Source organism: Paenibacillus sp. FSL R7-0179 (assembly GCF_038002265.1).
In the GTDB taxonomy this organism is placed as follows: domain Bacteria; phylum Bacillota; class Bacilli; order Paenibacillales; family Paenibacillaceae; genus Paenibacillus_AQ.
This window is the reverse complement of record NZ_JBBOCC010000001.1, coordinates 3,471,346-3,484,827: the sequence shown is the minus strand read 5'-3', so window position 1 is coordinate 3,484,827 and position 13,482 is coordinate 3,471,346. Positions and strand designations below refer to the sequence as shown.

The following is a 13,482-nucleotide window of genomic DNA, read 5'->3' as shown; positions in this document are numbered from 1 at the left end:
ATAGAGAAATTATACTGTCCCCCATTCCATGGCAAGTGTGACCACAGTCACACCTTATGTGAATTTTTTCACACAAGTGGAGGCGAGTTCGCAGTCCTTATGCTGGACAACTTATGGCGTGAAGCATAGAGATTTATTATTCAAAAAAACGGATACCCATGCAGTTTCGCACAGATATCCGTTCATCGGGTACACACTCTCACTCATTTACTTCATTCGCTTATTTCAGTACCAGAGAAATCTCCAGCTTGTCCTGCGGACTGAGCTTCATGTCCACACCATTGCCGAGCAGCCCTTTGTCGTTGACCTTCAGTCTCCATTCCTCGCTGCTGAGCGGGGTATATTCCATTACAGTAAGAACGGTACGGTTATCCTCAGCAAGCCGGACCATACCGCTATTCTTGAGCAGTCCCTTGACGGACATATCCTGCATGAAAGAAAGCACATGCGAATGTGTCAGCTCCGGCTGCTCACTCCCCCCGTTCACCGTGATGATGACAGGCTGAAACAGCTTTCCGGTTCCGGCAGGCCCTGCTGACATCGTAATGGCTGAACCCGGTTCCAGGGCCGTATTCAGCTCTTGAACCTTCTTGCCGTTCACCTGAATCTCCCAGCTCATATCCTCACCCAGGGAGACCTTGTTCACCTCAAGAATACTAGTTCCATCCGCTGAAAAAGTAACAACGCCGCTCTTCTTGAACAGCTCTATTAATGAATTTCCGGGTACGTAAGCTTCGTTAAGCAATCTGGCCGAGCTCCCGGCCATTTCGCTGTCCCCTACCTTAACCGAAAAGGTTAATCCCTGGCCCCCGTTACTGCTGCCGCCATTCCCTGATCCCAAGCCACAACCGCTTGCCGCGGCCAGCAAGAGAAGGCACAGCATTAAGCGAATCCATTTCGTGGACATCCCACGGCACCGCCTTCATATGTATTTTCCCAGACTCTTTAAGGATAACGCATAGAGGAAGGGTTCTCAAATCATTTCTCCCGGTATATAAAGTAAAAAGCCCCCGAAGGGACTTTTACCTTGCAGCAGATTCTATTGATAACGCAGGAACAGAATGTTGTTCTCCAGATGCACATGCTCAAAGGTCATGCCTTCCAGCTCTTCAAGACGGGCATAGGTCAGACGATAAGTCGTGCAGGCATGTGCGGGCGGTGTGTAGTCATTAGTAACTCTGCGCAGCTCACGCAGAATCTCTCCGGCCCCGTCATGCTCGGCTTCCAGATTATGCAGCAATCCGCGCAGCTCAGCAAGTCCTTCTTCGCTCGGGTTCTGAGTGTAAGCCAGCATCTTAGGGAATTCGCTCTCTTCTTCCTTCGCCGTATGCTGCAGCAGCTCTTCACGCAGCATATTGAACAGGCGGTGCATTTCTCCCAGATGCGGTGAATCCTCACCGTGAACGCGGAACACCTTGGTTACATTCTGGCTGATTAGCGGAAGCTCTTCACGCAGGTAACGGTGATGCTTGTTCACAATATAATCCACCAGCTCCTCTGACGAAGCCTCGTTCCATGAGGTATCCTCTTCCAGCACCGGATGCTGTTCCTGCAGCTTGTTCAGCTCCTGTACCATTGCTGCCGGATCAAGACCCTTCTCGGCCGCAGCTTCAGCCAGCGGCTTGGCACCTCCGCAGCAGAAATCGATCCGCTGTGCTTTGAAATAATCTGCAGCTTTGGGGAACTGCAGGACAATATCTCTGACCATTGCTTCCGGGGTGAACCCGGGATGAATTGTTGTATCGTTTAATTGATTGGACGCCATGTTGGCCCCTCCTCAGGTTAAGATGTAGGTTTGTGCTGCTTTTCACTTCTACACCTTATCACTGGCCTTTGGCCAAACTTGTGATTGTACGCACTGAATATAACAAATTTTAATGAACGTGAAATTTCAGTATCCCAATGTTAAATATACTAGACATTTTGTTTTATATATTTTACAATATGCGTGAGGTGAGGGAATGGGGAAAAACTTAAGGCTCAAAGCCTCCAGAGCGGCAAAAGACATGTCGCAAAAACAACTCGCAGATGCCGTGGGGGTCACAAGGCAGACGATTATCGCGATTGAGAACGGTGATTACAACCCCACCCTGAGGCTGTGCATTGACATTTGTGAAACACTTGGGAAGACGCTGGATCAACTATTTTGGGAGGGAACGAAGGATGAGCAGAACGAACCTGGATGAGAGACAACTGCAGAAGCGTCACAAGGCGGGGAATCAGGCATTTCTTTTGATGGCATTCTTGTTGCTGGCAGACATGGGGCTGCAAAACTACGGAATGAAGTGGCTGGAGTATCCGCTTAGCAATTACACAATCTTCATGCTGGGTGTGGGTTCCTATCTGGTACGGCTGATCTGGAGCGGTGCGTATGTAGGACCTGACGGCAGGCAGAGCGGAATAGGCGGGAAAAGCATAGCCGGTGCAGTACTGGCCATTGTGGTGGCGGCCTGTATTCTTATTGTTACCTTCGTGAATCCAACCGCCCAATCCGCAGCTAACGGCGGTGCGAACGGGACGGTAATACTAATCATTTCTGTTACAGCAGGACTGGTCATCTTAAGCACTGTGTACTTGATCCGGCGTAGGAATAACCGGGCGGAGTAGAGCGGTTAATATCAGGAAATCCAAACTGGGCAGCGGCCGGAAGTCCAAATGTTCACCGCAGTGACGACCTCGCTTCAAGTTCAACTCTTTTTTCGAGTTTACCTTGTTTATTGAACCGTCGCCTGCATATAAGTCCGCTTGCCCTGCGCATCCTTCAGGTAAGGGCCAAGTCCGGCGAACCGTGAATGATCCACATATACACCCGTCATCCATCTGCCTTCGGTCAGGCCGCCGTTCCACTGCAGCACCAGATCGGGGGCAGAGATCCATTCCTGATACACTCTGATGTTCTTGTCCTTATATTCTTTGGCTGGCTTCTTCAATTCGATGAGCGGTGCCGGAGTCAGATAGGTTGGCACGAAGTATACAGAGATTAGCTCCATATCCTCCTCACTTAGAAAAGCCTCCTCCCCCAAGTAAGGCTGAAGCAGCCGGGTGTTCTCATACATAGACCAGATTACAGCTTGAAGTACCATGCTCTGACTAATTCCATTATGAAAAGTAAAACGGCGCTGAGCATTTGAGCCACTCCCTCCTCTTGCCGTTACAGGCTCCAGACAATGCCGTTCACAGCCGATGCATTTCCAGCCGGATGGGCCTTGAATCCATTTCTGAAACACACTCCCGCTGTCATTGTCCCCTTTATATAGAGAAGAAATGATCTCATAAGGCACACCGATCCATGCATCCCACAGAGAATCCGGGAGATGGTTATGAAGCATGAACAACACCTTGTCATAGATCAGCTGCACTTTAATCGAAGCAGTCTCCAGTTCGGCGACATCCTTTTTTCCATAGGTTATTTCCCGGGAAAACAAGGTGATGGTCATAGTCCTCGCCTCCTAAAAGTTGTGTAAGCCCTCCGCTTCCCTTCCATCAGCATCGTCCAAAACACATCCCGTAAGCATCCGCCTGACATATAACCCTGGGCTTTTCCTACTTTTGTTAACGCTTCCACACATCCGTAATATTTAGTATGTTCTATTATATTACACAGGTAGGGCTTAAGTGCAAGGTTTATTTGGGCAAAACCTGCATAAACAAGCGGAAACGGCTTTGCCGTCCTTATAAAGGACGGTACCGTTTCAGCGAAAAATAGAAGGATAAGTTATCGTGTGAAACCTATAAGTTCTTATATTTCAAGCAGAACAGCATATGAAAAGCCCCTTACCCGGATACCGGGCAAGAGGCTGTCTCATATATATTACGGTATTGCTACTCCACCCAGCTCTCGGCCCAGGACTGGATTTGCTGCATGACCGGCTCAAGCGCACGGCCCTTCACTGTTAATTCATACTCAATGCGCACCGGTGTCTCCGGGTACACATGCCGTACCAGAATGCCCTCGCATTCCAGATCCTTCATGCGCTCGGACAGCATCTTATCGCTCATTGACGGAATCAGTCCGGAAATATCCTTGAACCGCTTGGGGCCGCTCATCAAGGTCTGAATAATGAGACCGTTCCAACGCTTGCCCAGAAACGAGAAAGCCGTCTCAAATCTCGGGCACATCGTCAATTGATGTTCTTCCATGGTTATCACCTCTCACTTATGAAGCTTACAATTAGTTAGTATATATAATTTTACCACATTTATTCTGGAATGAACATCGTTTGCCAAAAAAAAGTTCATTAACCACTATTATTATATTTCCGCTCTCAATCCTTGGTGTCTTCTGCCTTGCTTCTTAGCTGGCTGGCCTCTGTAACCACATAGGCAAGATCATCGTTACTATAGAGAGAGAGTACCCCCAGCACAGTATCATCGGAGATGAACCCGGCCTCCTCTGCGGGTACCGTCAGGGCCAGCGCATTGGCCAGCGCCTGGTTGCCCTCCTGCAGCGGATAAGCCTGCAGATACAGGGCATGCGGGTCCAGCCTGTTATTCACACACCACTGGGCAAATACGAGAATCATCATTTCCTCATCCCGCTTATAGCTCTCGATGATCCGCTCTTCCATCGACTTGTTGTCATAATCCTCCATGTTGTTCTCCTCTCTGCTGCGAATCTGACCGCTCAGCGGCTTAGTCTTGCTGCTAATTCATGGCTTGGCAATACGGCCGAAGCGGAAATGCCGCACTGCTCCGGTGTCGCTATATTGCTGAGATAATGGCTGACCGCTCCGCTGAAGCCTCTGCGCTCCAGCACAGTATCCCAGCTGCCGAAGTTCTGCGTGCGCGGCAACGACCCCTGCTCATATAATATAACCCGTTCCATGTCCGTCACCTCAACCGATCTGCCATGTCCGTGCAGCTCCAGCTTCTCCAGATCGGCCCCGGCATCCCGGACCATGCTGTAATGGCCGGTGGTGCCGTTCTCCCAGCCCAGCATTCCCGAAGCCTGCAGAAGCCTGCCCTCCGCATCCGCCTTCAGGCTGCTGTGCAGCAGCTCATAATCCCCGCCGGACAGCCAGAGCAGCAGATCCAGCATATGGATCAGGTCATCATGGACCGTCTCATGGCTGCTGCCCTGCTGCAGCTTCGTCCTGTGTTTGACTGCGGTGGATTGGCTGATGCCTCCGGCCTTAAGCAGCCAGGATTTGGCGGCGGTATACATCGGAGCATAGCGGCGGTTGAAACCCACGCCCAGCAGCAGCCCCTTGTTCTCAGCAAGCTCTGCCATCCGGCGGGATTCCTCCAGATCATAGGAGAGCGGCTTATCCACATACACGGACACACCATGCGCGAGGCAAGAGGTAACCAACTCATAATGTGTAGTTGTAGGACTATGTATGAACACAGCATCCAGATCCCAGGACAGCAGCTCCGTAAGCTCGGTTGTGCCCCGCTGAAGGCGATAAGCCTGGACTGCCCGCTCAACCGTAGCAGAGGAATGGCTGAGCACCCCCACCACCTCGGCCTGATCATGCCGGGAGAGCAGCGGCAAATAGACTTTGCGGGCAATATCGCCAATGCCGATCAGGGCCACTCTCTTGCGGACAGATTGTTTCATTAACAGCATCTCCCTTACATAATGGGGGAATTTCTATTCCCTTATAGATGTATTATACCGTGACATGCTGCGGGAACAATGATCTTTGCTTCAATAATTGCTTTAATTGCTTTTTTTTCAGTATGATGAAATGGATGGAGTGAAGAAGGGGCATAGTATAATGAGAAAATGGCTAACGGTTATTCTATATGTTTCGTGCATAATCCTCGCGTTTATCTACAGGTATGAACTTCTGGCCTGGCTTAGAGAGGATCATCCTTTGTATTTGTCCATGCTCGCCGCCACAGTGCTGGCCTTGTTTCCGGTCCTGCCCTATAAGCTGATTATCGGTCTGTTCGGATATGCTTATGGAAGCTTCGCAGGAGCGTTAATCTGCTGGAGTGCAACTACAATAGCGGCAGCCCTTGTCTATGGAGTCGTTGCATCCATGTTCCGGAGCAAATCTATGGCCTATCTAAGCAGAATTTCGGCGCTGGACAGATTTGTGTCCGCTGTGGAGCAGCGTCCCTTTGCATCCGTAGTGATTGCCCGGCTGGCACCGTTTATCCCTCAGATGGCTGTGAATATCTACGCCGGTGCCGCCGGACTGCCTTTCTGGAGCTATCTTGGAGCCACCGCACTTGGCAAAATCCCCGGCATCGCCCTCTACGCCTTCCTCGGAGGACAGATGTTCCAGCATCCGCGAAGTGCCGCTGTAGCTATAATCGTGTATATTGCCGTACTGGCTGTGGCCGGATTGTCCATGCGCCGCCGTCCTTCTGCGGGCCGCTAACACTTCAAGAATATCAGGCATGCTGGCAGTAAGCCTCTATTTGATTTATAATTAAATTGTGATCTATTTAATTGCATTCTACAGATGGAGGGATAACAATGAGTGAATTTCAAGCTGATTCTATAAATTTCAAGACCGAGCAAGCCACCTTCGCCGGTGGATGCTTCTGGTGTATGGTATCCCCTTTTGAAGAGCTTCCCGGCATTGTCAAAATTATCTCCGGCTATACAGGCGGACATACTGTAAATCCGACCTACGAAGAGGTATGCTCGGAAACGACCGGACATGTTGAGGCGGTACAGATTACGTTCAATCCGGATATTTTCCCATATAGCAAGCTGCTTGAGCTGTTCTGGCAACAGATTGACCCCACCGATGCCGGAGGACAATTCCATGACCGCGGCACTTCTTATGGAACGGCCATCTTCACCCATTCGGAGGAGCAGCGCCAGCAGGCAGAGGCTTCCAAGGCGGCTCTTCAAGCCAGCGGACGATTCTCCGCTCCCATTGTAACGCCTATTCTTCCGGCTAAGCCCTTCTATCCCGCTGAAGAATATCATCAGGGCTATCATCACAAGAATCCCGGCCATTACAAGCGTTACCGTAAAGGTTCAGGCCGGGAAGCGTTCATCGAAGCCCACTGGACCCATAAGGAGGACCCGCAGAGCCTGAAGGAACGCCTGACTCCGCTTCAATATGAAGTGACGCAGAACAGCGCAACGGAATCTCCGTTCCGCAACGAATTCTGGGATCACCATGGGGACGGGATCTATGTGGATATTGTCTCCGGGGAGCCGCTGTTCAGCTCAGAGGACAAGTATGATTCCGGCTGCGGCTGGCCGAGCTTCACGCGTCCGATCCGGGACTACGCGGTCAAGGAGAAAAGCGATCTCAGCCACCTGATGGTCCGCACTGAGGTACGCAGCAAGACAGCGGATTCCCACTTGGGCCATGTGTTCAATGACGGCCCTGGCGCGAACGGACTGCGGTACTGCATCAACTCAGCCGCTCTGCGCTTTATTCCCAAAGAGGATCTGGAGAAGGAAGGCTACGGCGAGTATCGTGTGCTCTTCCAGCATGTTTAAGGCTGGAGATTCCGCCTTGCCTGCCCTCCAATAGATAGCCTCAAGCTATAGCTTCATGTATTGCATAACTTACCTTTGACCCGAATGTATGCTGTTTTCCACATACATTCGGGTCACTTGCCTGCGTACCTGTACAATGTATGTTGTTTTCCGCATACATTCGGGCCACACACCTGCGCATCAGCACAATGTATGTTGTTTTCCGCATACATTCGGGCCACACACCTGCGCATCAGCACAATGCGGTGCGACCCCCTTATCCCGGAGTCCTCCGTATCAAATCGGTACTTGTCGTAGCTATGCTCTTTATTTCGCTTTTTCTCTCGGCCAGAAGAAGCGGGAGCGGTCTTCTAGAGTCAGGACCCACTCCGCAAAGGTAGCTGGCGGCATGTTCCGAAGGCTCGTATGCATTCTGCGATTGTTGTAAAAGTCCATGTACCGGTCCACGGCTTCATAGGCCTCTTCGAAGGTGTCGAAGGCCTCTTTTCGGAACAAATCCCGGTCGATATTGCTGTGGAACGATTCAATAAAAGCATTTAAATCTGGCGTTCGAGGCGGAATGCGTTCATGGGTCATTTCCCAGCTTTCACACATGTCGCCAAACAGGTGGCTGACGAACTGTGGGCCGTTGTCGGTGCGGATCACCGGGCGTGCGCTGCCAGGGGCGCAGTGTTGCTCCATGGCGCGTCCCAGCGTCTGGCAGGCGTGCTTGGCCTCACATGACGCTCCGCGGTGGTAGCCGACGATGACACGGGTAAACACATCGATTATGCTCAGGACAAAGAAATGCCGGTCTCGGCCCGCTACGTATCCATACTTAATGTCCATCTGCCAGAGCTGGCCTGCTCCGGTAATGACCCGGTTCTCCGGCAGCCTGCGGGGATGCTTAAAGCGCTTGTGACGCTGCGGCTGCAAGATATCCAGCGCCTGACACAGCCGGTAACTTTTCTTGTGATTGAGCCTCAGCCCGTGCTGGTTCCACAAGCACTTGGCCAGCAGTTTGTATCCGTACACGTGCTCTTCTCCAGCGATTAATTCCAGCAGCCATTCTTGGATTTCCTCGTCGCTAATCTTCTCTCCAGACTCGGTCAGGGAGTAGCCGGGTACGGGTCTTCCGCGCCCCTGAGGTACGGCCTGTGGCTCCTTGTGACTTGCGTTTCTTACGGTCGTAATACGTAGACTCTGCGAGCCCCACGAGACGGAGTACCAACGCTGCGGTATTCCCCTGCTTAATGAACATCTCGGCTATCTCGATTTTTTCGGATAAGCAGGGGTTGGCTTTTTTAGCAGTTCACGCAGAATCTCGATCTCTAACTCCTTTTCACCGAGGATCTTGATCGCCTTCTCGTATTTCTGCTCCACATCCAGGAGGCGCTTCAATTCCTCCACCTGCTCCTGGGGATACGGATGCTCTTGTTCCCCATGGGCTTCGCGGTAATCTCTCACCCACTGATTCACCGTCGATGGGGTCACCCCATACTTTCGGGCAACCACCGCTGCCTTAATGCCAGACAACACCTCTTGCGCGGCTTTCTCTCTTGTTCCTGTTAAGTGTCCCATACCGTTCATCCTCCTCCTGTTTCTAGTCTACATTTTTGTGGGGGAGGACTCCAACTTCTTTAGGGGGCTGTGGAGAATGTATGCTGTTTTTCGCATACATTCGGACCACACTCCTACGTACGTGCACAATGTATGTTGTTTTCCGCATACATTCGGGCCACACACCTGCGCATCAGCACAATGTATGCTGTTTTTCGCATACATTCGGGCCATATAATTTCCTGAACAAAACAAAGCCTCCAACCCGGATTCACGGGAATGGAGGCTTTACTCTACTTGTTCTGCTTACCCGTATTCTCCTCTTCCGGTGCGGCCGGAACTACAGGTGCCACTTCAGGATGAGGCTGCGATTCCCGGTCAGACAGACGATTGCCGCCCTGCCGCGCCTGTACAAGGTGCGCAGGCTGCCGCCGTTTGAAGCTTTTCCGTAACCAGAGCACCAGTGCAACCACCACTCCAGCTACCAGCAGGACGGGGAGCGCAGCTGCCAGTACAACAACAAGCCACTGGAACATCACAGACAACGCCTTCATGCTGCTCTTGAGTGCTTCCGAAGCCCGTTCACCCAGCGGTCCCTGGGCATTACTCTTCGTAAGGGTAAGACTCTTCTCGGTCTGGTAGAGGCGGAGCTCCACTGTAGAGAACGATACGTTCTGATCGATATACCGCATTCTGCCTTTAATCTGTTCAATTTGCTCCTGAATTTCCCCAAGCTGGTTAGCGAACTGGACGAGATCGGCTGGTTTGGTCGCTTTTTTCATAAAATCAATATATTGTGCCTCCATCATCTGCTTCGCCTTAAGGCGTGACTCCAGGTCCACATATTCCTCCGACACATCCTGCCCCTGGATGCTTCTCTGGAGCTTCTCATGCTTAATCTTCTCCAGATTGTTCAGGAACGGAGAGAAGCCCGCCGCAGGCACTTTCAGGATAAAGGTTCCGCCCTGTTCATATTCAGACATATTCTCTGAGAATTCGATAATGTAGCCGCCGGCCAGAGTGACCATATTCCGCACTTCCGTCTGCGCTGCCCCGTAGTCGCTTACCTCCATATTGAGGTTCGCCTTGTAGATCAGCTTCTTGTTCAGCCCTGCTACCACATCGGTGCCGGTGAATCCGGCAGAAGCATCTGTTCCTTGCCCAGCAACGGCCCCAGGGAGTGCCGAATTTCCGCCGCCGCCCTTCACTGCAGCCTGATCATTGACAGCCATCGCCGTGTTAGCCAGACTATCCTCCTTACCCTCTACCGCTGCAGGCGCACTCTCCGCTGATCCTTCTGATGCTGCTTCATTTCTGAACGCGCTGTCTGTATTCGCTGCCGAATCTGAATTATTACTCGACGCGCCGCATCCCGCCAGAACTATGGCTACAACCACTAGATACAATAAGTAATGCAGACCCCATTTTCGCATGCTCATTCCTCCATTAAAGTAATAGTATTCTGCTTCCGGTACTTCAGCTTCCACGGCGAAAGGCCGTTATCTGTATCGGTCCGTTCCGCGCTTATCCCTCTTGACGTTCCAAAAGCTGGAAGGTTGCAGCCATTTACGGAAAATAACAAAAAAGACCATTCAGCGATGAATTTCCCTGTATAGCCTTGTTTGCGTAATGTCTCTGTATTTGTTACAATTACGATGATAAAACGGCAAAAAAACACCAAAAACCCTATTCGCATAGAATAAGGTTATGGCGCTATTCGGACAAGCTCCACCTTGCCCGGGCAGCTGTATTGATTTCTTGCCGATTTATGTTGCCTACTACTACAAGAGGAGGTGAACCCTCATGGCAAAAGACGTATTGTGCGCAGTTAATTCTTGCACCTACTGGGCTGAAGAGAACAAATGCAACGCTGAATCCATCTTCGTTGCTTACCACAGCTCCAAGCAGCCTACACAATCTGAGGAAACAGATTGCAAAACCTTCGAAAGCAAATAATGAATGATTTCAGAATATGAAGGAGCCCTCCACAGGTTCCTTCTTTCTTTTCTTATTCTATCAAGAATGAGAATTATTATCAAGTGTTTCCTGCAAAAAACAAAACCACTGCAACAGGAGATATACGCTCCCGCTTGCAGTGGTTTTTCTGTGCAAATCTGAAGATTTTAAACGGAACAGCTCCGCCCTGTTAACGGGCCACTGCGCCGTGCTGCTCTCTCACCAGGACCGCGGCCTTCACCATATTGCGCAGTGCGCCAGTGGTCTCATCCCAGCCCCGTGTCTTCAGTCCGCAGTCGGGATTAATCCAGAACTGCTGGACATCCAGCACGCGAAGCGCACGTTCGATGGCCGAAGTCATCTCCTCTACCACCGGTACACGCGGACTGTGGATATCATACACACCCAGTCCAATCCCCTTGTCGTATTCCTGCTCCTCGAAGCTGACAATCAGCTCACCATGGCTGCGTGAGGTCTCAATGGAGATGACATCCGCATCCATCGCCGAGATTGAAGCGATCATGTCATTAAATTCACTGTAGCACATATGCGTATGCACCTGCGTGGTGTCCTTGACATGGTTCGTGGCAGTCCGGAAGGATTTCACCGCCCAATTCAGGTAATACTCATGATCTCTCGCCTTCAGCGGCAGACCTTCGCGGATCGCCGGCTCATCGACCTGGATCATCTCGATACCAGCCTCCTCAAGGGCGGATACTTCATGCCGCAAGGCGAGGGCGATTTGTCCCCCCACCGCTTCCCGGCTGAGATCATCGCGGACAAAGGACCAGTTCAGGATCGTCACCGGTCCGGTCAGCATTCCCTTCACAGGCAGCTTCGTCAGTGACTGGGCATACACGCTTTCCTTGACGGTCATCGGCTCTATAAAAGCAACGTCGGCATAGATTACCGGCGGCTTCACGCAGCGTGAGCCATACGACTGAACCCAGCCGCCTGCGGTGAACAGATAGCCGGCCAGCTTCTCCCCGAAGAACTCCACCATATCCGTACGCTCGAATTCCCCGTGCACCAGCACATCTAGACCAAGCTCCTCCTGAAGCGTAATCGCTTCAGCGATCTGCCGCTTGATGAACAAGTCATAACGCTCCTGGTTCCAGACTCCCTTGCGCCATTTCAGGCGGGCTTGACGGACTTCAGCCGTCTGCGGGAAGCTGCCGATGGTCGTGGTCGGCAGCAGCGGCAGACGCCACTTCTCCTGCTGGACCTTCACACGCTCGGCGAACGGAAGGCTGCGGTGGTCCGGCAGCTGGGCAAGGGCACGCACCTGCTCGGCTACATCCGCACGCCCGCGCTCAGGCAGGGCACGGAATACGGCCAGCACCTCACGGCTGCGCTCCAGCTCAGCGGCATAACGCTCTTTTCCTTCGTTTGTGGCTGCCGCAATCAGAACCAGCTCAGCCAGCTTCTCATTGGCGAACGCCAAGGCGTTCTTGACCGCAGCCTTCAGTTTGACCTCGCCCTCAACCGTTACAGGCACATGCAGCAGGCTTGAGGCAGGCTGAAGAATCAACTGCTCCTGAGGCACATAGGTCAGCAGCTTCGCTACCAGCTCCAGCTTAGCATCGGTATCGGCGCGCCAGATGTTGCGTCCGTCAAGGATACCGGCACCTAGTGTCTTATCCTGCGGCCAGCCCAGGCGTGCAACCGACTCCAGATTCTTGCCGCCGTCATGGACGAAGTCAAGACCCAGACCCTGCACGGGCAGCGCCAGCAATGCTTCAAGCGGCTCCGCAGCTTCGAAGTACGTCTGCAGCATCAGGTTCAGACCAGGTACGGCAGCAGCAATCTCACTGTAAATGTTCTGGAGCAGTGCGGTATCCTCAGCCGTTAAGCCGGTAACAATCGCCGGTTCATCGATCTGAACCCAGGCTACCCCTTCCGCCTGCAGCTCTTGCAGCAGCTGCACATACAGCGGGAGGAAGCGTGCGGCAACGGCGGCGATGCCGGCTGCCGGGAAGCCCTTGGACAGCTTCAGGAAGGTATACAGTCCGACTATAACCGGCTTGCCCTCAATGCCTGCCCGCTCTTTGGCGAAGCGGTAGGCGGCCAGCGGTTTATTCGCTGTCAATACCGGAGTCAGGCTGCCGATCTCAGGCACAATGTAATGGTAGTTCGTATTGAACCATTTGGTCATCTCGCAGGCCGGGGCCTCTGCATTGCCGCGCGCCATGGCAAAATACAGATCCAGCGGAATCTCCCCGCCCTTATATCCGTAACGCGCCGGTACGATTCCGAACATGGCAGCGGTATCCAGCACATGGTCATAGAAGGTGAAATCGCCCACCGGAATCAGATCAATCCCGGCCTGCTGCTGAGTCTGCAAATGCTGAAGCTGGATATCCTCCATCTGCGAGCGGAAGTTCTGCTCATCGATTTTCCCGGCCCAATATGCCTCAAGTAATTTCTTCCATTCACGGTTCTTTCCGATTCTCGGATAACCGAGGCTGCTTGTCTTGATTCCTTTACTCATAGCTGTCCACTCCTCTGTATAATGGTCTGCCCTTATGCCTGCAAGCCTTAATCTGATGCCATCTTACTGCACGCCTCCC

General features: G+C 52.2%; 15 protein-coding genes. 5 read left to right on the top strand and 10 right to left on the bottom strand.

Going from position 1 to position 13,482, the window contains the following annotated elements:
- Positions 1 to 220 precede the first annotated feature (220 nt).
- Positions 221 to 841: a hypothetical protein gene (locus MKX63_RS15200; protein WP_341018048.1), complete on the bottom strand. Its 621-nt coding sequence runs from the start codon at positions 839 to 841 to the stop codon at positions 221 to 223.
- 198 nt (positions 842 to 1,039) lie between these two features.
- The gene (gene ric / locus MKX63_RS15195; protein ID WP_341018667.1) at positions 1,040 to 1,735 is read right to left on the bottom strand and encodes an iron-sulfur cluster repair di-iron protein; all 696 of its coding nucleotides are present in this window, start codon (positions 1,733 to 1,735) and stop codon (positions 1,040 to 1,042) included.
- 226 nt (positions 1,736 to 1,961) lie between these two features.
- Here ric and MKX63_RS15190 point away from each other — a divergent pair, with 226 nt between their 5' ends.
- Together MKX63_RS15190 and MKX63_RS15185 are read left to right on the top strand one after the other, a co-directional pair.
- Positions 1,962 to 2,186: a helix-turn-helix transcriptional regulator gene (locus MKX63_RS15190; RefSeq protein ID WP_341018046.1), complete on the top strand. Its 225-nt coding sequence runs from the start codon at positions 1,962 to 1,964 to the stop codon at positions 2,184 to 2,186.
- Entirely contained in the window at positions 2,164 to 2,607 is a 444-nt protein-coding gene (locus MKX63_RS15185) for a DUF6773 family protein (protein ID WP_341018045.1), read from the top strand. Before MKX63_RS15190 ends, MKX63_RS15185 begins: the two co-directional genes overlap by 23 nt.
- 107 nt (positions 2,608 to 2,714) lie before the next feature.
- Here MKX63_RS15185 and MKX63_RS15180 read toward each other — a convergent pair whose 3' ends face one another.
- The 4 genes from MKX63_RS15180 to MKX63_RS15165 all read right to left on the bottom strand — a co-directional run bounded on the left by MKX63_RS15180 (position 2,715) and on the right by MKX63_RS15165 (position 5,560).
- On the bottom strand, positions 2,715 to 3,437 hold the full coding sequence (locus MKX63_RS15180; RefSeq protein ID WP_341018044.1) for a hypothetical protein: 723 nt from the start codon (positions 3,435 to 3,437) through the stop codon (positions 2,715 to 2,717).
- A gap of 385 nt (positions 3,438 to 3,822) precedes the next feature.
- The gene (locus tag MKX63_RS15175; RefSeq protein WP_036698497.1) at positions 3,823 to 4,140 is read right to left on the bottom strand and encodes a winged helix-turn-helix transcriptional regulator; all 318 of its coding nucleotides are present in this window, start codon (positions 4,138 to 4,140) and stop codon (positions 3,823 to 3,825) included.
- 125 nt (positions 4,141 to 4,265) lie between these two features.
- Positions 4,266 to 4,592 (bottom strand): hypothetical protein, encoded by a 327-nt coding sequence (locus tag MKX63_RS15170; RefSeq protein ID WP_341018043.1) that lies wholly within the window; start codon positions 4,590 to 4,592, stop codon positions 4,266 to 4,268.
- A gap of 32 nt (positions 4,593 to 4,624) precedes the next feature.
- The gene (locus tag MKX63_RS15165) at positions 4,625 to 5,560 is read right to left on the bottom strand and encodes a Gfo/Idh/MocA family protein (RefSeq protein ID WP_341018041.1); all 936 of its coding nucleotides are present in this window, start codon (positions 5,558 to 5,560) and stop codon (positions 4,625 to 4,627) included.
- Positions 5,561 to 5,720: 160 nt separating this feature from the next.
- On the opposite strand from MKX63_RS15165, the gene MKX63_RS15160 reads away from it, so the two are divergent.
- Positions 5,721 to 6,332 carry a TVP38/TMEM64 family protein gene (locus MKX63_RS15160; RefSeq protein WP_341018039.1) on the top strand — a complete coding sequence of 204 codons (612 nt, stop codon included), beginning with the start codon at positions 5,721 to 5,723 and terminating at the stop codon, positions 6,330 to 6,332.
- A gap of 98 nt (positions 6,333 to 6,430) precedes the next feature.
- Positions 6,431 to 7,417, top strand: coding sequence for a peptide-methionine (S)-S-oxide reductase MsrA (gene msrA, locus MKX63_RS15155; protein WP_341018038.1), 987 nt, complete (start codon positions 6,431 to 6,433; stop codon positions 7,415 to 7,417).
- Between the two features lie 306 nt (positions 7,418 to 7,723).
- On the opposite strand, the gene MKX63_RS15150 is transcribed toward msrA, so the two are convergent.
- The 3 genes from MKX63_RS15150 to MKX63_RS15140 form a co-directional block, all read right to left on the bottom strand.
- Positions 7,724 to 8,488, bottom strand: a complete 765-nt coding sequence (locus tag MKX63_RS15150) for an IS3 family transposase (RefSeq protein WP_341018665.1) — start codon at positions 8,486 to 8,488, stop codon at positions 7,724 to 7,726.
- Positions 8,489 to 8,662: 174 nt separating this feature from the next.
- Positions 8,663 to 8,977, bottom strand: a complete 315-nt coding sequence (locus tag MKX63_RS15145; RefSeq protein WP_341018037.1) for a helix-turn-helix domain-containing protein — start codon at positions 8,975 to 8,977, stop codon at positions 8,663 to 8,665.
- A gap of 272 nt (positions 8,978 to 9,249) precedes the next feature.
- The gene (locus MKX63_RS15140; protein WP_341018036.1) at positions 9,250 to 10,389 is read right to left on the bottom strand and encodes a DUF4349 domain-containing protein; all 1,140 of its coding nucleotides are present in this window, start codon (positions 10,387 to 10,389) and stop codon (positions 9,250 to 9,252) included.
- A 370-nt stretch (positions 10,390 to 10,759) separates the two neighbouring features.
- Between MKX63_RS15140 and MKX63_RS15135 the strand changes: the two genes are divergently transcribed.
- Positions 10,760 to 10,912 carry a DUF1540 domain-containing protein gene (locus MKX63_RS15135; protein ID WP_076079942.1) on the top strand — a complete coding sequence of 51 codons (153 nt, stop codon included), beginning with the start codon at positions 10,760 to 10,762 and terminating at the stop codon, positions 10,910 to 10,912.
- 190 nt (positions 10,913 to 11,102) lie between these two features.
- Here MKX63_RS15135 and metE read toward each other — a convergent pair whose 3' ends face one another.
- Entirely contained in the window at positions 11,103 to 13,403 is a 2,301-nt protein-coding gene (gene metE, locus MKX63_RS15130; protein ID WP_341018035.1) for a 5-methyltetrahydropteroyltriglutamate--homocysteine S-methyltransferase, read from the bottom strand.
- Positions 13,404 to 13,482: the final 79 nt, after the last annotated feature.